24 protein-coding genes and 2 riboswitches are annotated in these 20693 nt (G+C 42.8%); of the genes, 1 reads left to right on the forward strand and 23 read right to left on the reverse strand.

The genetic code is table 11. The features are described 5' to 3' along the window. Positions 1–146: 146 nt before the first annotated feature. A riboswitch (FMN riboswitch) is annotated at positions 147–291 on the reverse strand. 52 nt (positions 292–343) lie between these two features. The 21 genes from lysA to EV207_RS02805 form a co-directional block, all read right to left on the reverse strand. After that, on the reverse strand, positions 344–1666 hold the full coding sequence (gene lysA, locus EV207_RS02705; protein ID WP_132743374.1) for a diaminopimelate decarboxylase: 1323 nt from the start codon (positions 1664–1666) through the stop codon (positions 344–346). A gap of 128 nt (positions 1667–1794) precedes the next feature. Further along, a riboswitch (Lysine riboswitch) is annotated at positions 1795–1977 on the reverse strand. Positions 1978–2061: 84 nt separating this feature from the next. After that, positions 2062–3576: a spore germination protein gene (locus tag EV207_RS02710; RefSeq protein ID WP_279389158.1), complete on the reverse strand. Its 1515-nt coding sequence runs from the start codon at positions 3574–3576 to the stop codon at positions 2062–2064. Further along, complete coding sequence (spoVAEA, locus tag EV207_RS02715) at positions 3533–4111, reverse strand: stage V sporulation protein SpoVABEA (protein WP_243646916.1); 579 nt, start codon at positions 4109–4111, stop codon at positions 3533–3535. The genes EV207_RS02710 and spoVAEA overlap by 44 nt, the downstream gene beginning before the upstream one ends. A gap of 8 nt (positions 4112–4119) precedes the next feature. Then, entirely contained in the window at positions 4120–4470 is a 351-nt protein-coding gene (spoVAE, locus tag EV207_RS02720) for a stage V sporulation protein AE (protein WP_132743378.1), read from the reverse strand. A gap of 1 nt (position 4471) precedes the next feature. Further along, the gene (gene spoVAD / locus EV207_RS02725) at positions 4472–5482 is read right to left on the reverse strand and encodes a stage V sporulation protein AD (protein ID WP_132743380.1); all 1011 of its coding nucleotides are present in this window, start codon (positions 5480–5482) and stop codon (positions 4472–4474) included. Positions 5483–5513: 31 nt separating this feature from the next. Then, entirely contained in the window at positions 5514–5972 is a 459-nt protein-coding gene (spoVAC, locus tag EV207_RS02730; protein ID WP_132743382.1) for a stage V sporulation protein AC, read from the reverse strand. Between the two features lie 22 nt (positions 5973–5994). Continuing rightward, positions 5995–6414: a stage V sporulation protein AB gene (locus tag EV207_RS02735; protein ID WP_132743384.1), complete on the reverse strand. Its 420-nt coding sequence runs from the start codon at positions 6412–6414 to the stop codon at positions 5995–5997. Next, complete coding sequence (locus tag EV207_RS02740) at positions 6407–7030, reverse strand: stage V sporulation protein AA (RefSeq protein WP_132743386.1); 624 nt, start codon at positions 7028–7030, stop codon at positions 6407–6409. The genes EV207_RS02735 and EV207_RS02740 overlap by 8 nt, the downstream gene beginning before the upstream one ends. A gap of 114 nt (positions 7031–7144) precedes the next feature. Next, positions 7145–7903 (reverse strand): RNA polymerase sporulation sigma factor SigF, encoded by a 759-nt coding sequence (sigF, locus tag EV207_RS02745; protein WP_132743388.1) that lies wholly within the window; start codon positions 7901–7903, stop codon positions 7145–7147. 12 nt (positions 7904–7915) lie between these two features. Next, positions 7916–8356, reverse strand: a complete 441-nt coding sequence (spoIIAB, locus tag EV207_RS02750; RefSeq protein ID WP_132743390.1) for an anti-sigma F factor — start codon at positions 8354–8356, stop codon at positions 7916–7918. Beyond that, entirely contained in the window at positions 8356–8706 is a 351-nt protein-coding gene (gene spoIIAA, locus EV207_RS02755) for an anti-sigma F factor antagonist (RefSeq protein WP_132743392.1), read from the reverse strand. Before spoIIAA ends, spoIIAB begins: the two co-directional genes overlap by 1 nt. Before the next feature lie 96 nt (positions 8707–8802). Beyond that, positions 8803–9972, reverse strand: a complete 1170-nt coding sequence (locus EV207_RS02760; RefSeq protein ID WP_132743394.1) for a D-alanyl-D-alanine carboxypeptidase family protein — start codon at positions 9970–9972, stop codon at positions 8803–8805. A gap of 117 nt (positions 9973–10089) precedes the next feature. Next, a complete protein-coding gene (locus EV207_RS02765) occupies positions 10090–10899 on the reverse strand; it encodes a purine-nucleoside phosphorylase (protein WP_132743396.1) in 810 nt (269 codons plus the stop codon). A gap of 17 nt (positions 10900–10916) precedes the next feature. After that, entirely contained in the window at positions 10917–12104 is a 1188-nt protein-coding gene (deoB, locus tag EV207_RS02770; protein ID WP_132743398.1) for a phosphopentomutase, read from the reverse strand. 24 nt (positions 12105–12128) lie between these two features. After that, entirely contained in the window at positions 12129–13022 is an 894-nt protein-coding gene (xerD, locus tag EV207_RS02775; RefSeq protein WP_132743400.1) for a site-specific tyrosine recombinase XerD, read from the reverse strand. A 5-nt stretch (positions 13023–13027) separates the two neighbouring features. Continuing rightward, on the reverse strand, positions 13028–13258 hold the full coding sequence (locus EV207_RS02780) for a YqzK family protein (RefSeq protein ID WP_243646917.1): 231 nt from the start codon (positions 13256–13258) through the stop codon (positions 13028–13030). A gap of 171 nt (positions 13259–13429) precedes the next feature. Then, positions 13430–13885: a ferric iron uptake transcriptional regulator gene (gene fur, locus EV207_RS02785; protein ID WP_132743402.1), complete on the reverse strand. Its 456-nt coding sequence runs from the start codon at positions 13883–13885 to the stop codon at positions 13430–13432. Positions 13886–14006: 121 nt separating this feature from the next. Beyond that, positions 14007–14636, reverse strand: coding sequence for a stage II sporulation protein M (spoIIM, locus tag EV207_RS02790; protein WP_132743404.1), 630 nt, complete (start codon positions 14634–14636; stop codon positions 14007–14009). Between the two features lie 83 nt (positions 14637–14719). Next, positions 14720–15892, reverse strand: a complete 1173-nt coding sequence (locus EV207_RS02795) for an endonuclease Q family protein (RefSeq protein WP_132743406.1) — start codon at positions 15890–15892, stop codon at positions 14720–14722. Positions 15893–15906: 14 nt separating this feature from the next. Further along, entirely contained in the window at positions 15907–16446 is a 540-nt protein-coding gene (locus EV207_RS02800) for an NUDIX hydrolase (protein WP_132743408.1), read from the reverse strand. Then, positions 16439–17017 carry a DNA-3-methyladenine glycosylase I gene (locus tag EV207_RS02805; protein ID WP_132743410.1) on the reverse strand — a complete coding sequence of 193 codons (579 nt, stop codon included), beginning with the start codon at positions 17015–17017 and terminating at the stop codon, positions 16439–16441. The genes EV207_RS02800 and EV207_RS02805 overlap by 8 nt, the downstream gene beginning before the upstream one ends. Before the next feature lie 205 nt (positions 17018–17222). On the opposite strand from EV207_RS02805, the gene EV207_RS02810 reads away from it, so the two are divergent. Then, complete coding sequence (locus tag EV207_RS02810) at positions 17223–18134, forward strand: aldo/keto reductase (protein ID WP_132743597.1); 912 nt, start codon at positions 17223–17225, stop codon at positions 18132–18134. 35 nt (positions 18135–18169) lie between these two features. On the opposite strand, the gene EV207_RS02815 is transcribed toward EV207_RS02810, so the two are convergent. Together EV207_RS02815 and EV207_RS02820 are read right to left on the reverse strand one after the other, a co-directional pair. After that, complete coding sequence (locus EV207_RS02815; RefSeq protein ID WP_132743412.1) at positions 18170–19345, reverse strand: acetyl-CoA C-acetyltransferase; 1176 nt, start codon at positions 19343–19345, stop codon at positions 18170–18172. Between the two features lie 15 nt (positions 19346–19360). Further along, the gene (locus tag EV207_RS02820; protein ID WP_132743414.1) at positions 19361–20680 is read right to left on the reverse strand and encodes a short-chain fatty acid transporter; all 1320 of its coding nucleotides are present in this window, start codon (positions 20678–20680) and stop codon (positions 19361–19363) included. Positions 20681–20693: the final 13 nt, after the last annotated feature.

Raw genomic sequence — 20693 nt, forward strand, 5'->3', positions numbered from 1 at the left:
GAAATAAACCAAGTTTGCGAAAACTCTTTTCAAACAGAAGACAGACTTTTCGAAAAAGGATTGATCAATAGAGACCGTATTTGGAACATGCGGCATGATCTGTATTTTATCTGTTTTCCTGGTTTATGAACATAATGTTCCGGTTTGTTTGCCTTCTCCCATCCAGACTTTAACTGTCGGCTCCGGAATTTAACCGGATCCACCGCTCACAATATTGTTCACGGGTCACGGACTTATAGCTGATCGCTAATCACCGCCGATTGGGAATTTCACCCGACCCCGAAGGCATAATAACTATTCAACTGTTTTTAGTATACACAAAAACACTCTAGATTGTCTAACCTTAATACCCTGCCTTGGCAATCTCTTGCAGCATAATATCCTGCCGGACAAGGTCCTCGTAAGTTTCCCTTCTCATCGTTAACTGGGCATCGCCTTCCTCGACAAAAACAACGGCGGGCTTTGGCAGGCGATTATAATGATTCGCCATGGAATAACCATAGGCACCAGTGCAGAACACAGCAAGAATATCGCCGCTCACTGACTTTGAAAGTTGGGCATCTTGAATCAGAATGTCACCGGATTCACAGCACTTCCCTGCTACTGTAACGGTTTCTTCTAATTCTTCATTCGCTCTGTTGGCGACCACAGCATCATATTTTGCCTGATAAAGTGACGGCCTGAGATTATCTGTCATTCCTCCATCAACGGCCAAATACTTTTTCACATTAGGAATGTCTTTATAAGCACCGATGGAATACAGGGTTGTACCCGCTTCACCTACTATGGCTCTGCCCGGCTCCACCCATATCTCCGGAATGGCACATCCTTTGGCTTCACTCTCATTGGTAATTGTATTAACAATAACATCGATATACCTTTTGAGAGGGATAGGTTGGTCATCTTTACTGTATTTTATGCCAAAACCGCCACCGACATTAAGGACCCTTGGTTCGAAATCATATTTCTCCGACCAATTTTCAATGTATTGATAGATTCTTTTTATAGCTAACTCAAACCCGTCTGTTTCAAAGATTTGAGAACCAATATGACAGTGCAAACCATTTAATTTCAAATAGTTTGATGCTGACGTTAATTGGATGGCTTCATCAATACTATGATCTCCAAGGTTGAATCCAAATTTGGAATCCTCTTGGCCGGTCATAATATAATCATGAGTATGGGCTTCAATACCCGGGGTTAACCGCAATAAAATATCGATGGTACGTCCCCGCTCCATGCAAAGCTTCTCCAAAAGCTGAATTTCGTAAAAGTTATCTACAATAATCATCCCAATTTGTTCATCAAGGGCAAAGATTAACTCTTCTTCTGTTTTATTGTTGCCATGGAAGTGGATACGCTCTGCCGGAAAACCCGCTTTGACAGCAGTAAATAATTCTCCCCCAGATACCACATCCAAGGACAGGTCCAATTGATGAATGAGCTGGACCATTGCAACGGATGAAAAGGCTTTGCTGGCATATGCCACCTGCCATTTGATGTGAGGGTATGTTTCAAAAGCCTTTTTGAAGGCTTCTGCCTTTTCGCGTATTAAGGCTGTGTCATATACAAATAAAGGTGTTCCGTATTTTTTTGCTAAATCTACTGTATCGACCCCTCCGATCGTGAGGTGCCCCTTTTGATTAATACATTGTGTGCCTCGCATAAGTGCTTCTTCGCTCCTTTATTAGCAGGCACTACTCCAACTTCACCCAAAGCTACCAGAGAACACGGATATAATCAGAAAAAGCCTATGCAACGAAGGTCATAAGCTTATTTCCGCCGTACCTCATTGGTCGGAATAGTACTCCACTACCTTATATTTAGTAGTGACAGTTTAATGCTTATTCAACATTAACCCAGCAAATGATTTATTGGGTAAATCGTCCGCTTCGGCAAATTGACCTTTCCGGAAACTTCATAGCCCCCAACTGCTCAGATCCCGTACTTATTCGTTTTGCGCCCCTGACTCCTCAAATGATGAGGTCAATATTAAATTTAAAAAAGATTTTAACACACTTTTCACACTCTTACAAGGGAGATTTGCGGAATTGACAACTGTTATTTTCTATTGGGCGTCGGCTGTTTGGTTTTATTCAGCGGCTTAACAATACTTGGCCGAATACGGGAAAGCGGCATCGCGGTCCGTACCAAAATATTAAATAGAGCCATCGGATTAAAGGGAATAAATGGCCACAAATAGGGCGTATTCAGATTTTTTACACGGGCCAAGTAAATAACAAGCAATGTAGTAAAGATGACAAATCCCGGAACATGAAAGAACCCTACGACCAGAATCAAAAGGATGCGGGTAATTTTATTGGCTACGCTGAGTTCATAGCTTGGTGTGGCAAATGCACCAATGGCGGAGACCGCCACATATAAAATAACCTCTGACACGAATATGCCGACCTGAACTGCAATTTGACCTACTAGAACTGCCGCTATTAAGCCCAAGGCGGTTGATAATGATGTTGGGGTATGGATAGCAGCCATCCTGAGTGTTTCAACCCCTATTTCGGCTATAAGAATCTGCACGATTAAAGGGATGTGGTAATCATGTTTGTTCGGGCCGATAAAATCCAGCCCTGGAGGCAAGAGCGATTGGTTCTCCACAAGCAATAGCCATAATGGTACAAGAAAAATTGATGCCAACATAGCGATAAACCGAACCCATCTAAGAAAAGCACCGACAGACGGTGTTTGCCGATATTCCTCAGCGTGCTGGACATGATGAAACAAAGTTGTTGGAAAGATAATGATACTTGGTGATGTATCTGTAATCAATAAAATATGTCCTTCAAGAATGTGTGCCGCAGCGACGTCCGGACGGCCAGTATATCTGACGAGCGGGTATGGATTAATGCCTTGTTTGACAAGGTATTCCTCAATTGTTTTATCCGCCATCGGAATGCCGTCTACTTCAATCTTTTTAAGTTCGGATTTAAGGGTTTTTAACAACCCCGGATTGGCAACGTCTTTCAGGTAACACAGACAAACATCTGTTTTGGAACGTTCCCCGATTTGCATGATATCATTTCGGTACCGCTCATCTCTGACCCTTCTCCGCATAAGACCGGCGTTTTCAATAATATTTTCGGTAAATCCATCCTTTGACCCCCGAATGACTTTCTCAACATCCGGTTCTTCAGGCGACCTTCCAGGATAATGCCGGACATCGATGACTAAGCCGACCTGCTCTCCGTCGATTAAAATAACGATTAATCCTGAAAGCATGTTGTCGACTGATTCATCCAGGGTTTTTATTTCTTTTACCTGTTCATGCGCAAGATGATTTTTAATAATATCCTTGGCCTTAAGATTTGGACGATGGCTGTCGACGATGCGAAGCAACTCTCTGATTAATTCTACAATAAGTGAGGAATCAACCAATGAATTACAATAGTAGATCCCGATCTCATCACTGAAAATTTCCATGTTGCGAACACCGACATCGAAGTTTCCTGCCCCGACGTCCAACCGTTCCTTCATGTAATTTTCATTATCTTTAAGCTTCTTGTTAATTGGTTCCTTATTTTCTTCCCGCTTCTCTTTGATTGTCCTCACTCCTTTCAAGGATTAATTCTACAGCCTTTCTCGTAATCGGCGACCCTTTCTCGACTGTATCAAGCCCCCTCATCTTTCCGAGATCACCGACACCCACAACAATTGGTAATTTCAACTGGTCCAGGATATAGACGGTATCTCCGGCAACGCGTCCCGTTTCTAAATCAGGCAGACCTTCCTTGTCAACGCCATATTCGGTTAATTCTCCAAACTGATCAATGCTGACATCTACACGAGTCCATTCATGGTAGCTGCTGTTTGAGGCAACAGCGATAGCACCTAGGACCCGAATATCCTTATGACCTGCAACAACGGTAAGAGCATGCTCACCAGGTCCCACCCCGCTATAACCGCAATCATCAAACATGACGAGTACAGGATCAGAGGGTGTTTGCAAGACCATCTTTACTAATTCCTCACCGCTTAAGGACGTCGGGTTTCCTGATGATTGTGAGATACAGCGGCAGTTAAGCGCCTTAGCCGTATGTTCCACGGCAACTCTTGCATACTTATCACCGTCGGTTATTAAAATGACACGCCGCATCACTTTTCTCATCCTTTCGGTTTAAAAATGAGGGCAACGATAAATCCAAATAATATAGCAGAGGTTATCCCGGCTGATGTTAGTTTAAATGTGCCCATTGCGATGCCAATATATCCATGGGCTTTGCCTTCAGCCATGGCGCCGTGCAATAATGAATGGCCAAAGCTTGTAATAGGAACCGTAGCGCCGGCACCGGCAAATTCAATAAGCTTGTCATATAGCCCAAAAGCGTCTAAGACAGCACCTGCTACAACAAATGACACAATCACATGGGCAGGGGACAGCTTAAAGAGATCTAATAACAATTGTCCGACGACACAAATAAGCCCGCCTACAACAAAGGCATATAGAAATATCATCTTATTGCCCCCCTGCCGATTCCAAGACAACGGCGTGCGCTACACATGGAATGGTTTCTTTTTGCTGAATAATGGTCGGATTCAATAATGCGCCTGTCGCCGCCACAAGGACCCGGTTAATTACCCCTGAAGCAAGCTGGCTTGCAATATAACCAAAGGTTACAGCTGCCGAACAAGCACAACCGCTTCCCCCCGCGAATACTGGCTGATCTGGTGAATAGATCATTAACCCGCAATCATGGTGAACATTATCAATATTAAAACCTTTTTCCCAAAGAAGCTGTTTAACAATCGGGCTGCCGACACTTGACAGATCACCTGTTACGATCATGTCATAATCGGTCGGCGTTCTCCCTGTTTCCTGGAAGTGAGCTGCTATAGTATCAGCAGCAGCTGGCGCCATAGCCGAACCCATATCATTCGCATCGCCAATGCCCCAATCGACAACCTTGCCAATCGTAGCTTCTTTCACCATGACAGGTGAGGGGTCTTTGCTGACCAGTGCAGCACCCGCTCCCGTTACTGTATAAGTCGCTGTTTTCGGCTTAGGCCCGCCGTACTCTGTCGGATAACGGAATTGTCTTTCAGCCGTTGCATTATGGCTGCTCACCGCACAAAGTGCATAATTCGCAAACCCGCTGTCAACAAGCTCGGCACCAACCGCCAATGTTTCCATTGAAGTCGAACAAGCCCCAAACATGCCAAGAAAAGGGATCTGGTTTTCTTTTGCAATAAAATTGGATGTTACCGTTTGATTTAATAAATCCCCTGCTAAAAAAACATCGATATCACTTTCCTGCTTATTCGCTTTTTGCAAACAAAAAGAAATGGCTTCTCTCATTATGGTTCGTTCTGCCAGCTCCCAATTATCCTCACCGCAATGCAGATCGTCATAGGTTTTATCAAAGCTTGAACCAAGGGGCCCTTTTGCTTCTAAAGGTCCGGCAGCCGTTCCGGTTGATGTCAAGTACAGCTTATTTTGATATCGCCATGTTTGTTTCCCAATTTTCACTTTCCTTCCGACTCCTTCCTTTAGTTAATCTTTAACCCAATAGGTTATTTAAAAACAAGCGGATCACTCCAAGAATTGCGGCTGAAACGACTCCAAACACAATAACAGCACCCGCCAGTTTAAATAGATTGGTTGCAATACCAAGTACAATACCTTCACTTTTGTGCTCAAGCGCAGCGCTTGTAATTGAATTTGCAAACCCTGTAACCGGAACAAGAGAACCGGCCCCCGCGAATTGCCCGATTTTATCGTAAATGCCAAACCCAGTTAACAATGCAGCGATCAAAATCAGTGTTGCAGTCGTTGGATTTCCAGCTGTTTTCTCGGTAAAATCAAAAAAATGTATAAAGAATACTTGTAAACACTGGCCGATTAGACAAATGGCTCCTCCTACAAAAAAAGCTTTAATGCAATTAATGACATAATTTGGTTTAGGTTGATAACTTTTAGCGTTTTTTTTATAATCCTTTTGATTATTCAATTGACTCATAATTCTTTCACCCCCCTAATTTTCATTTATCAACAAAAAACGACCAGTGAAAAAGGGATCCGAAGACTTTTCCCAAGACAATGGCCATTAATAAAACAAGAATTTGTTCATTGATTCCGATGCGTTTTGAGAGGATAGGCAAAACATTAAGCACTTCGGTCAATGCAGCCGCAAGCATCCCGACAAAAATTCCTGATGCAAGACCAATGGGAATAAGCAGAAGCGCTGGCATTATTAAATGGGTATTTCTTAAACCTCCCCAAGTTCCAATTACAGCGCCAAGAATGACACTCCATTCATACCCTCTAATAAAATGATGTGTTTTGGTTAATTGCGTTAACCGCGGGATAATGCCGAGTACAGTTAAAAAAGCAACAAAACCGCTTCCTACAGCAAGGCCGCCCGAAAATCCAATAATGATTAAAAGGATGTCTTTAATCATCGTGCCTTTTCAGCTCACTTTTTTTCTTTTCGTGAACGATCACATATTGATCCAAATCTTGTTGATAATTAAACATTTCTACTTCAAGCGGGCTTGGTTCTTCATTAAATTTTTTCTTGAAAATATGGTTAAAAAACAGGATCATCCCTAACCCCAGACCAAACGAATAAGGGATTTGCAAAATCAGAGGCTTATCATTGTGAGTTCCCGTAATTAGGTAATAAATTTTTTGATGGACGCTTCTCATCGCAACATCCTCATGAAAGTTCATGATCGTCAGACCTGCTCCAATAAATAATAAAATCCACACAATGACAAAAAAGAGAGTATTAATTTTACGTTTCTTTGGCTGGACTTCTATAATTGTTTGAGAGGGACCAACGGTTTGAATGTCAACATCCGGGTATTCCTTATAAATAGCTGCGATGATATCCATCACATCGATCACAATAAAGGCATTGTCTTCAGGCTTAACTTTATAAATAGGTTTTTGCTTTAGACCCGTCGTCATGTCTTTAGGACCAATCAGGTGAGCTAATTTTTCAATAGAGATGATCTCATTCATTTTCGCCTGAAACTTTTGCCTTAAGCGGATGTAAAGAACAATACTGCTCATAAAATCCCCCCTCATATGACTTAGTATGTATTGAGTGATTTATAAACATTCTAAGGCGGGCTGTATTCCATAACTTTCCTTTATTTATCTTAGAAATAGAAAAAAGCCAAATGGTTATTCAACCATTTGACCTTTAATATCTTCTAATATTTTCTTTTCTAATCTGGAAACTTGAACCTGGGAAATCCCTAACCTTTTTGCTACCTCTGACTGTGTTTGGTCCTTAAAGTACCGCAAGTAGACGATCAGCCGCTCTCGTTCCTGCAAATGTTGAACAGCTTCACGGACCGCGATTTTATCGAACCACTGTCCTTCTTCTTTATCAGATATTTGATCTAACAATGTAATCGGATCACCATCATTTTCATAGACTGTTTCGTGAATAGAAGATGGCGAGCGAATCGCTTCCTGTGACATAACGACATCTTCAGGAGAGATCTCCAGTGCACTCGCAATTTCGTTAACGGTCGGATTACGCCCCAATTTTTTTGAGAGCTCATCTCTCTTCTTTCTCACCTTGTTGCCGGTTTCTTTTAATGAACGGCTTACTTTGACGGCGCCATCATCCCTGATAAAACGCTGAATCTCACCTATTATCATTGGCACGGCATATGTAGAGAATTTGACATCATAGGAGAGATCAAATTTATCAACGGATTTTAATAGACCGATGCAGCCGATTTGAAAGAGATCATCGGATTCATAACCGCGGTTCAGAAAGCGCTGGACTACCGACCAGACTAACCGCATGTTTCTCTGTACAATGAGATCACGCGCTTCCTTATCTCCGTCCTGGCTGCGTTGAATAAGAGATTTTACTTCCTCGTCATCCAGCAATGGTTCCTTGGCATCCTTTTTCAGCTCAAGATCCATGGGCATGTCTCCCTAATTGCATAAGGCTTTATTTTTTGTCAAGTGTTTGGTCAAATAAATCGTTGTACCGTGCATGGGCTCAGTATGAACCTGAACATGGTCCATGAAATTTTCCATAATGGTAAAGCCCATACCGGAACGCTCAAGCTCAGGCTTTGTTGTGAATAATGGCTGTCTGGCTTCATCAAGATCGACAATACCGATACCTTCATCGCTGATCGTAATATTGACTGCTCCATCTACAAGCTCAGCCTTTATTTTTACATTGCCTGTTCCTTTATTTTCATAACCATGAATAATAGAGTTAGTCACCGCTTCAGAAACAACGGTCTTTATTTCCGTGATTTCATCCATTGTCGGGTCGAGCTGAGCAACAAACGAAGCAACCGTAACCCTTGCAAAGGATTCATTTTCACTCACTGCGGTAAATTCAAGAGTCATTTCGTTCTTCATTAAGCCACCCCCAGCGTTTGCAAAGCATATTGTTCATCTTCTTCAAGACGGATGATTTTGAACATGCCTGACATTTCAAACAATCTGCGGACAGCTGGTGATATCGCACAGACAACCATCTCTCCACCCATACCTGATATTTGCTTATATCGCCCTAATATAACCCCTAATCCGGAGCTGTCCATAAATTGAAGCTCTTTAAGGTTCAATAGGATGTGATGAACAGGGTGCTGCTGCAATGCCATGTTAACCTGATGCCTTAATTGTTCTGCGGTGTGATGATCAAGTTCCCCTTCCAATCGAATGCATAGGACCTGATTTTTGACTTCCAAACCAATCCTCAGACTCAACAGTCCTCTCCTCCTTTAATTTCCGGTTAGTGAGTGTTTTCTATATTTAACGTTGTGAATCCTTCATCATGACAAAACTAGTGGTCATTCGACCAATCAAGACCTGTTTGTCATTTTACTGATATTTCTCTTAAATAATTGCCACCATGACGCTTCCTTAATGTCCTTTTTAACGACCAAAGGTGTTTTTGACAACGTTTTTCCTTTACTTGTCACCGTATAGTAGCCAACGACTGATCCCGCTTTGAGAGGTGCGTTCAAATTATCGTTAATGGACACCCTTTTCTTAATATTCTTAGTGTCCGTTCCTTTCTTTAATAAAAGGACAACCCGGTCTCTAGTGACAACCGGAACTTTTCCCTCATGGCTTTTATTCACATCGACAATTCTGACGACATGGTTCTGGTCAACAAGCTTTTTCGTTTTATAGTTAGAAAAGGCATAATCAAGAAGATTCGCGACTTGTTCATTTCGTCTTTTTGTTGTCGGCGCCCCCATGACGACTGCAATCACACGCATGCCGTTCCGTTTTGCCGTCGCTGTCAGACAATATTTTGCCTCATGTGTAAATCCAGTTTTTAAGCCGTCAACACCTGGATAAGTTTTAATTAATTTATTTGTATTAACAAGCCAAAACTTATGATCGGTATTTTCCCGCAAATAAGCTTCATATTTAGATGTGTAAGAAAGAACTTTTTGATAATGGAGAAGCGCTTTTGCCATCACGGCCATATCATGGGCTGATGAATAGTGGCCTTTTTCAGGCAAACCTGTCGGATTTTTAAAATGCGTATGTTTTAGTCCAAGATTCGCAGCTTCCTTATTCATCTCTTTAACAAATGCTTTTTCAGATCCGGAAATATATTCAGCCATAGCTACTGAGGCATCATTGGCTGAACTGATCGTGATGGCTTTTAACATGTCATTTACGGTCATTTGTTCTCCTGGTTCAAGGTAAACCTGTGAGCCCCCCATTGATGCTGCATGTTCGCTAACCTTCACCTTATCGGTCATGGAAATATCATGATGCTCTAATGCTTTGAAAATGAGCAACAAAGTCATTATTTTGGTCATGCTGGCCGGGGGTAATTCTTTGTTATCATTCTTCTGAAATAAGATTTTTCCCGTGTCTTTCTCCATAAGAATAGCTGATTTTATATTTTCCACTAATCCTTTATCTTTTTCTTTTGCAAAAGTAACCGCTGAATAGGATAGTGATGAAAATAATAATGTCATGCTCATTAAAATGGCCGCAAACGCCTTCATGGTCGATCCCTCCATTCAATAATCCATAATATTATCTCCAATTGAGGGTCGATTATACTAATGGAAGAAAGAAAAAAGCCGATCAATTTATGATCGACTTCTTTAATATTATCAACTTTAACCGATTCTTTTTACAATATCCTTGACGAGCTGAATAAAGTGCACTTTTACTTTTTCAGTCGTCTCCATCACTTCTTCATGTGACAGCGGTTGTTGCAGGATGCCGCTTGCCGCGTTAGAAATACAGGAAATGCCTAGAACACTTAGCCCGCTGTGTTTTGCCACGATAACCTCGGGCACTGTTGACATCCCTACCGCATCAGCGCCGAGCGTTCGCATCATTCTAACCTCTGCTGGGGTTTCATAACTTGGACCGCTCGTTGCAAGGTAGACACCCTCTTTTAATTTGATCTCCAAATCACTGGCAGCCTGTTTGGTTAGACCTTGAAGTTCAGGGTCGTAGGCCGCCGACATATCCGGGAAACGATTGCCTAAAGCATTGTCGTTAGGACCAATGAGGGGGTTCGTTCCAAGCATATTAATATGATCCGTAATAAGCATAAGGTCACCGGCAGCAAATGATGTATTGACACCGCCGCTTGCATTAGTAACGATTAATTTCTTGATGCCAAGCGATGTCATCACTCTTACGGGCAATGTGACTTGTTCGAGACTGTAGCCTTCGTAATAATGAAATCTCCCCTGCATCACAATAACGGGCACTTGATCTAATAAACCAACGACAAATTGGCCTTTGTGGCCTTCCACTGTCGGTTTTGGAAAATGAGGAATCGATTCATATGGAATCTGAACAGCATCCGTTAATTCATCGGCTAGCACACCCAAACCCGATCCAAGGATCATGCCAATTTGTGGTTTTATAGTCATTTGTGATTCAATGACTTTAACAGCTTCATTTAGTTGCATCGTATTCTAAACCCCAATCACGATAATTTATCCAAAAAGCTTTTGCCGTTTGCAGGCATTGGTATTGAAAAGTTGTCGCTAACTGTTGCTCCAAGGTCTGCAAAGGTATGACGAAGCGGCAATTCTTTGCCTTCTTCAATATGATTATAGTAGACAAACAGCGGGACAAATTCTCTTGTATGATCCGTTCCTGAATAGGTCGGGTCATTCCCGTGATCAGCTGTAATAATCAAGCCATCCTTATCCGTCAGCTTGTCCAAAATCTCAGGCAGGCGGCGGTCAAATGCCTCCAGTGCCTCACCATAGCCAATTGGGTCGCGGCGATGCCCATATTTTGCATCAAAGTCGACGAGATTCAAGAAGGCTAGACCATGAAATGGACGATCCATGACATCCAGGAGCTTATCAACCCCGTCCATATTATCTTTTGTCCGAAGCGCATCTGTTACGCCTTCACCGTCATAGATATCATTAATTTTCCCTAATGCGATCACATCGAAATTCTGGTCTTTCAACTCATTCATGACTGTATGGCCAAAAGGCTTCAGTGCATAATCATGACGGTTTGCAGTCCGTTCAAATTGACCTGGATTACCAATGAACGGCCGAGCGATCACTCTTCCCACCATATATTTTTCGTCTCTGGTCAATTCTCGTGCAATCTCACAAATCCGGTAAAGCTCATCAATCGGAATGATGTCTTCATGAGCGGCAATTTGCAGAACGGAATCCGCTGATGTGTAAACGATAAGATCTCCGGTTTCCATATGTTTCTCACCAAGCTCTTTAATGATCTCTGTTCCCGATGCAGGCTTGTTGCCGATTACTTTGCGTCCGGTTTTTTCCTCAAGCTCATGTATAAGCTCATTTGGGAAGCCATCAGGAAAAGTAATAAATGGCGTGTCTATCTTTAAACCCATAATTTCCCAATGGCCGGTCATTGTGTCTTTCCCGTTCGATGCCTCTTGCATACGGCCATAGTATGCTTCAGGGTGGTCAGCCGGTGTGATGCCCTTGATATCATCACGTATGTTGCCTAAGCCGAATTTGGATAGGTGAGGAAGGTTAAGTCCGTTCATTTTTTCGGCAATATGTCCGAGGGTGTCGCTGCCCAGGTCACCGAAGTCTTTTGCATCAGGTGCTTCGCCAATGCCGACAGAATCTAATACAATCAAAAAAATACGTTCAAATTCACGATTTTTCATAAAATGCCCTCCAGTCATTGTGGGTTACGCTCTAGGATGATAGGTTGTGTAAATGTCCTTCAAACGATGCTTCGTAACATGGGTATATATTTGCGTTGTTGAAATGTCAGCATGGCCAAGCATTTCTTGGACAGACCGCAAATCCGCGCCATTTTCCAATAAATGCGTCGCAAAGGAATGTCTTAATGTGTGTGGTGAAAGTGACTTTTTGATACCAGCGTGCAATGCCAGCTGTTTTAAGATTTTCCAAAAACCTTGTCTTGTCAAACGACGGCCGTGGTGATTTAAAAAAAGGGCATCATTCTGGTTCTTCTTGTTCGCAAGTTTTGGCCTGCCTGAATCAATATAGCGCGATACCGCTTCCAATGCCAATGTTCCCAAAGGAATAATTCTTTCTTTGTTCCCCTTGCCAATACAGCGCAGAAATCCCATGGTTATATGAATATCTTCCAAATTTAATTGAACCAATTCCGTGACACGAATCCCCGTGGCATATAGAACTTCAAGCATGGCTTGATCCCGAACGCCATACGGTTTGCCTAAGTCTGGAGCTGAAAGCAATACTTCGACCTCCTTTAAAGAAAGAACCTTAGGAAGCCGCCGTTCGGATTTAGGGACGCCGATATGATGGGTTGGGTCCTGGCGCAGGACATTTTCCCGCAATAGGAATTGGTGGAAGTTACGGATGCTCGCTGTTTGTCTTGCCAGTGTGGCCTGTGCCTTGCCTTGATCTTTTAATTCATATAAGTATTTTGTTATTGTCGTTCTCGTGACACTATCCCAATTTGACAAGCGCTCTGTTTGTTGCAGAAATAACAAATATTGTTTCAAATCTCTTTGGTAGGATTGAATGGTGTTCTCGGATAACCCGCGTTCGACAATAAGATAATGGATAAAGTCTTCTACTTGATCCTTCACGGCCATTATTCCCCATTTCTAAAAAAATCAATGAGACGAAAGGTCATAGACGATTCGGTGTTCTCTGAAACCGTTCCGTCAACCTTTACCGCACGCCCGCTTGGCTCATCATATTTATGATAGCTTTCATAATTATGGTCGAGCCATTGCAATGCAAAATAAAAACCAATCGTACAACCGCTAAATAATATGGCCACTTTAATTGTATCAATGATTATTTTTATTGAAGCTTTCAAGACGTCACCCCGCAAAAAGACTTATAGTACAAGATATGCCAATTGTATTGGGGTTTATACGTCTTCCTTATATGTAAAGGTAGATTAGTTAATTAAGAAAGTATAAACTTTCTTATGCACATAAGTGCAAAAACCTTCTCCTTTATGGAAAAGGCCGGTTCTTCTATTTCATTAATCATCCTTGTCGCTGTCTTTATTGCAGCGATGACAAATACCGTGAAAGGTAAGACGATGGTCTTTTATCTTAAAATGCCAATCTCTTTCAACAACCTTTTCAACGTCACCTAATAGATCATCTTGAATTTCATCGACCGCGCCGCATTCAATACAGACAAGGTGGTGATGAAAATGCGCTGCACCTTCCTGGCGCAAATCATATCGGGAGACACCATCCCCAAAATTGATTTTATCGACCACTTTAAGCTCTGTCAGTAATTCAAGTGTACGGTAGACAGTTGCCAGGCCGATTTCAGGTGCTTTATCTTTTACGAGGAGGTAAACATCTTCAGCACTAAGGTGGTCCTCTTCATTTTCTAACAAAACGCGCACAGTTGCTTCCCGCTGAGGTGTAAGCTTATACTTTTGCGAATGCAATTGCTTCTTAATGCGGTCTATACGGTTCTCCATACCTTATCCTCCCTCGCAAGACTTCACAAAATCATTATAAGCTTTGCAAAAAGAGGTGTCAAATTATAATAATTATAATTAATATATTGTAATTATTATAATGTTATAGTGTTATAGGGACTTAATTGATAATGCTCCTTATGAGCCCCGGAGATAAGTAAGCTTCATAAAGTGAGACAATGAACAAAGCCGCGGAAACAGCCAGCAATAACATGGCATAGCGTGAAAATTGCGGCAAAAGGGGTGTCTTCCGTGTTTTCATCAACAGCTGCCGGAACATCTTCAATGAAAAAGCCACCGATGCGACGCCCATAATGATAAAAATAGGAATGACGATTAGATTCTGCGGAAATACACTAGCCATCGCTACCCAAAAACCATGAAACCCCATTTGATTAACGAGAAAGCCGACAGTAAATCCGATGACAACACCCTTTAGAAAGAGGAGTATAAAAATAACCGGCAGACCGATCACCGATAACCCAAGCACCCACATGAAACCCACATACTGAACATAGTGTTTGAAGCTTTCGCCGAGCATTGCTGAAGGAACCGCGATTTTTCCATCGGATAACTCACCAAAAAAGCGATTCAAATATTCAACCAAATGCTGCTTAGCTTCGTATGGCAAACTGTTCACAACGATCGCTCCAAATATAATCCCCATAAAGAATAAGGAACAAACAAAAGTATAGATTGAAAGATTTTCTTGAATATGGTTTGTAACAACCCTTTTGATATTCTGGTTCATTCCAGGTGCCTCCTCTTCCGGACTTATATTAAGTCTATGAAACGCACCTGGAATCTATGACACCGAAAATAGTTTGTGTTTTATTAGGTTTTCACCTTGCCATACCGGCCTGCTCCGCCGGTGCCAAGAGAGAGTTTTCCATTTCTTGCTTTAATAATCAGATCAGCTGTCAGGCTGCCGACGACAGCTTCCAAATGCTTGCGATTTACCTGATGCATCACTGCCATTTCCGTTCCGAAATGGTTAAGCAACTTCTCTAGTGTCTTCGGACCAACTTTAGGAATAAAATCAAGAGGCACTTGATGAACATAGGGAGGGCGGTTGGGTGTAAGAGATGATGGCTCTTCTTTTAATTCCTGCAGTCGGTTGTACACACCTTTTATGACCCTTTTATTACCGCATGAAGGACAGGGATTGCCCTTTTGATGTTCCTCGAGAAGTGTAAAGCATTCACTGCAGCAAGTCTTATGATATTTGCCTAGAAGCGGATTTAACCCGTAGTTTTCCGCTACACCTCTTCCCTCACAATTTTTTAATGCGAGCTGGAATTCTTTAAATGTCGGCGCTTCAAGCCGTAATTTCTGGTATTCCCGAGCAATTTTCTTTAATGAATGGGCATCGGAATTGGTTAAGAAGGTAAACTGATGAAGCTCTGGAATCTGATCGGCCATATCTGTATCAGAGCTTAAACCAAGCTCCACGGCATCTATCAGATCTTTATCAAATATTTCGGTGATGCTGGATTTGACCCCCGAACCATATAAACTTTTAAATGGTGTAAAAATGTGGGCTGGAATAAATAAGCCTCCGAGCTCCTTCACCTTTTGCTGCAGCACTTTAGGCTCGCCATAAAACCTTTGGGTACTGAGCGAAATATTTGTCATGTGCCTAGCAAGCCAACAACTGAAATCTTTCATTATGTCAAGCGAGGGCATAAATGCGAGAACGTGAAGAGGCCCCTGCGTTGATGAAGCATTCAGTTCAATCTCCGCACCTAGAAACAATGTTGTATGGCCATAACGGATCCCGCCGTCATCAAGCTCCTGTACAACACCCTGCTGAAGCATTTCTTCAAGCTGCACTAGGACCTCCGGAACTTGGGAATCGATGACACCAACAATATCTATCCCTTTTCTCTCGGAGGCTTCCTCTAAAATATTATCGATCGTCAAGCTTTTAGCACCTGTAATTTTAACAGGTTTACCGCTCATTGTCCGGCCAATGTGGATGTGCATATCGGCAAAATACGTGTTCATACTATAACTTCCTTTTATTTTGAAAATAAGAGCTGCATATACTGTACAGCATAGACCGTTTTTGCATCATAAATACGTCGGTCACGAATCATTTCAAGGGCTTTATTCAAATCAACCTCGCAGTTTTCTAAGAATTCGTCCTCATCCAGGTGACGCTCACCCTGAATTAGAGAATCTGTAAAATAAATATGCACCAGTTCGTTTGCGAAACCTGGTGATGTATAGAAAGAAACAAGATGTTGAAGCTCGTTGCAGCGGTAACCCGTTTCCTCCTCTAGTTCGCGGATGGCGGATTCCCGTGGATCCTCGCCTTTTTCCAGTTTTCCGGCTGGAATTTCGAAAATTGTCCTCTCAAGCGGTTTGCGAAACTGTTTGACTAAAACAAGCTTGTCTTCCGCTGTTTTTGCAATGACAGCCACCGCTCCCGGATGTTCTATGATTTCCCGACGTCCGGTATGCCCGTTTGGAAGCTCTACATCTTCTATTTTAAGATTAATGATTTTTCCCTCGTAAATCGTTTTGGATTGAATCGTCTTTTCGTTTAAATCAGTCAAAGTCCTCGTCCTTTCTAATGTCATTGTAGCAAAAACAGTCAATAAGATGATCATTGACCATCCCAGACGCCTGCATGAAAGCATAACAAATCGTTTCACCGACGAATTTAAATCCGCGTTTCTTTAAATCTTTACTCATTGCCTTGGACAGTTCGGTGAAAGCCGGCACGTCCTCATGTTTTTCATAAGCATTAATAATGGGCTTGCCATCCACGAATGACCAAATATAATCACTGAAATTTCCGTATTCCTTCCTGACCTCGAGATATACTTTTGCATTGTTGATGATTGCCTCAATTTTGCGGCGGTTGCGGATGATGCCCTTGTCCTGTAATAGCTGATTCACCTTTTCCTCGGTGTATTTTGCAATGACATCCGCTTGAAAATGATCAAAGGCCTGCCTGTAATTCTCCCTTCGTTTTAAAATAGTGATCCAGCTAAGTCCGGCCTGCATGCCCTCAAGACACAACATTTCAAATAATTTATCGCTGTCGTAAAGGGGTCTTCCCCATTCCTTATCATGATAGCTTATGTAAATTGGCTCATCTGTCACCCATTCACATCTTTTCATTTTCACACCTCATTTTACTCGTTCTCATTAAAGGATAAAGAAAACTTGGCTTTTCGCCAAGCCCTTTATGGCGAAAACCTTAGTTGCACTTATGTGCGTAAGAAAGTTCATACTTTCTTATTAACTAACAAACACGACCCCTTCCGATCGACTTTGCAGGCTCATTTCTTTTATAATTATAATAGTGAAAAAAAGGAGGAAAATGATGAACAAAAATCAGCTTGGTTCTTCCGATCTTTATGTAAGTGAAATAGGATTTGGCTCAATGTCGCTTCCGCAAAATGAAAAAGAAGCGATATATCTTGTTGAAAAGGCGATTGATGAAGGCATTAATTTTATCGACACAGCTGACTTGTATGATTTCGGCCGCATTGAAGAAGTGCTTGGCAAGGCATTAAAAGGGAAAAGAGAAAAGGTCATTCTGACAACAAAGGCGGGCAACCATTGGGAGCCGGGCCGTGACGGCTGGTATTGGGATCCGTCCAAGGCATACATTAAAGAAGCTGTAAAAAAGAGTCTTATGCGTCTTAAGACGGATTATATCGATCTCTACCAATTACACGGCGGCACGATCGATGACCCTATTGATGAAACAATAGATGCTTTTGAAGAATTAAAGCAAGAAGGTGTGATACGGCATTACGGCATTAGCTCGATACGGCCGAATGTTATCCGGGAATATGTGAAGAGATCAACGATAGTATCCGTATTAATGCAATACAGCATTCTTGACCGCCGGCCTGAGGAAGAGATGCTTGCTCTTCTGAAAGAAAACAATATTAGTGTGATAGCCCGGGGGCCTGTGGCCAAGGGGATCCTATCAGACGGCGGCTTAGACAAAATATCTGATCGAGGCTTTCTGGATTACAACAAAGATGAGCTGCAGCAACTGTTCGGTGAGTATAAGAAAGCTTCAGATCCAAATCGCTCTTTGTCACAAACAGCCATACGCTATTGTCTATCCCACCCGGCTGTTGCATCAGCTATACCTGGTGCAAGCAAAGAAAGCCAATTACTTGAGAATGTTAATACGGTTAATACACCGGAATTATCTTCGGATGAATTAAAAGCCATTCACAATTTATCAAAAGCTAACACTTATAAACAGCATAGGTGAAGAATGCCGCCCAAAAAATGTGGGCGGCATTCATTTTATTCATTCATATTTTTGATAATCATGGCGATCCCCTGACCGCCGCCTATGCATAGGCTGGCCAATCCGTAACGGCAGCCGCGTTCCCTTAATTCATAAGCTAACGATAACAATATTCGCGAACCGCTTGCTCCGACAGGGTGTCCTAAGGCGATCGCTCCGCCGTTAACATTCGTGATATCGCGGTCAAGCCCTAACTCTTTCTCAACAGCAAGATATTGTGCAGCAAAAGCCTCATTTACTTCTATCAGGCTGATGTCAGATAACTGCAGCCCCGCACGGCTTAGGGCTTGCTTGATTGCCGGTACAGGGCCAATGCCCATATAATTAGGATCAACACCGGCGATCCCCCATGAGACGATTTCAGCAAGTGGTTGTCGGTTTCTTGCATTAACAAATTGGTCCGAAGCCAGGACCAGCGCTGCCGCCCCATCGTTAATACCGCTTGAGTTCCCTGCGGTAACCGTCCCGTCTTTTTTAAAGGTTGGTTTCAAAGATACCAGTTGATCAGCACTCGTGCCCGCCCGTATATGCTCATCCTTATCTACCAGGCCTTTTTTGGTGGAAACCGGTGTTATTTCCTTTGCAAAACGGCCGTTGTTACGAGCTTCTGCCGCACGCATGTGACTAAGGTAAGCGAACTCATCCTGTTCTTTACGGGAAATATCATATTTCTGTGCCAAATTCTCTGCGGTCATGCCCATACCGACACCGGTATAAGCATCTGTCAGCGTGTTCAGCAGCATATCCTCTAGGACGACAGAACCGAATTTAGCACCGTTTGCTCTCGTTTTAAAATCAGCGTGCGGACTCATTGACATGTTTTCCGCGCCGCCGACAAGAGCCGTCTGTGCCTCGCCCAGCATCATGCTTTGTGCGGCAGAGATGGCAGCCTGCAAGCCTGATCCGCACAAACGGTTTACCGTCAATGCCGGTTTTTCTTGGGGAACACCGCTATAGAGAGCAATGTGTCTGGCAAGATAGACTGCGCTTGTACTTGTGTGTATGACATTGCCAAATACAGCCTGCTCAATATCCTTGGCATCAACTTTTGCTTTGTCCAGTGCTGCTTTGGAAGCCGTCACACCCAAGTCGGTACTGCTCACATTTTTTAACGACCCGGCGAAACCGCCAAAAGCTGTTCTTGCCCCATCAAGCAAATAGACTTTTTCCATTTGATTCACCTTCTTTTATAAGAGTAATAGCCCCGCGCCTATAATCACACCGCCGACAACAAGGACAATAAGACAAAAGCCCATAATGTCTTTGGCCTTCAACCCTGCAATTGCCAAAGCCGGCAACGCCCAAAACGGCTGGACCATATTCGTCCAGGCATCACCCCAGGCGACGGCCATCGCCGTTTTCGCTGGATCAACACCTAAGGCTTTGGTCGCTTCAAGCATGACGGGAGCTTGAACCGCCCATTGTCCTCCGCCAGAAGGAACAAAGAAATTCACGATCCCTGCGCTGATGAACGTAAATAACGGAAAGGTAAAAGCATTGGATATATGAACAAACCACTCTGATAATTGTGCCGCAAGGCCAGAGTCAACCATCATTCCCATAATCCCTGCGTAAAATGGAAACTGCAAAATAATGCCGCCTGCTCCGGTCACAGCTTCTTTAACGGCTGCCAGATAGCGTTTTGGCGTTTTGTGCAGGATAATGCCGACAAACAAAAAGGCGAAATTAACGACATCAATATTTAATGTTGAACCGTTGACAAAGTAATAGATGACGAAGGCAATGCCTAATAATCCGATGATCATAGAAAGCCATACGCTGTTTTCAAGCTTTTCGGCGGGAGTGTTTGCATCTGCTTGATCAAGGACAGCAGCGGTCTCCGTTTCTTCAAGGAGCTTAGGATCAATAGCATAGCCGTGGTCTTTTTGCAGCATCAGACGGTTAATGATTGGAATAACAATGAATAATGCAATGACAATGGCCAAATTGAAGGATGAAAAAATGGTTTGGGAGGTTGGAATAACACCAATCATTTTCTCGGCAAAATGGCCCGGTGTTGCAATCGTAAGAGGAATGGAACCCGACAAGCCGCCATGCCATACAAGGAAACCGGAATAGGCACTGGCAATTAACAGCCGGTAATCAACATTTTTTACTTTTTTGGCAAGCTCAATTGAAAATAACGCTCCGATGACCAATCCAAAGCCCCAATTGATCCAGCTTGCTAATAAGGATACGAGCGTGACGACGATAATCGCTGTCCCAGGTTTGTTCACCTTGCCAGCCATTTTTTTCAGAAGGGTCTGAAACAACGGGCTTTTTGCCAAAACATAGCCAGTGACCAAAATGAGCACCATCTGCATGGAAAAAGCGAGCAGACCCCAAAAGCCGCCGCCCCAATAAGATACCATCTTAACCGGGGAGCTGCCGGTAATAATAATTCCAAAGATAAAGACGACAAACGTTAAAAGAATGACAAAGAGGAACGGATCTGGCAGATACCGTTCCATTAACTTATTTGAAGCTGCTGTTATCTTTTTTAGCATTAGTCCCCTCTCC

Origin of the sequence: Scopulibacillus darangshiensis (assembly GCF_004341035.1) — a bacterium.
GTDB classification, from domain to species: Bacteria; Bacillota; Bacilli; order Bacillales; family Sporolactobacillaceae; genus Scopulibacillus; species Scopulibacillus darangshiensis.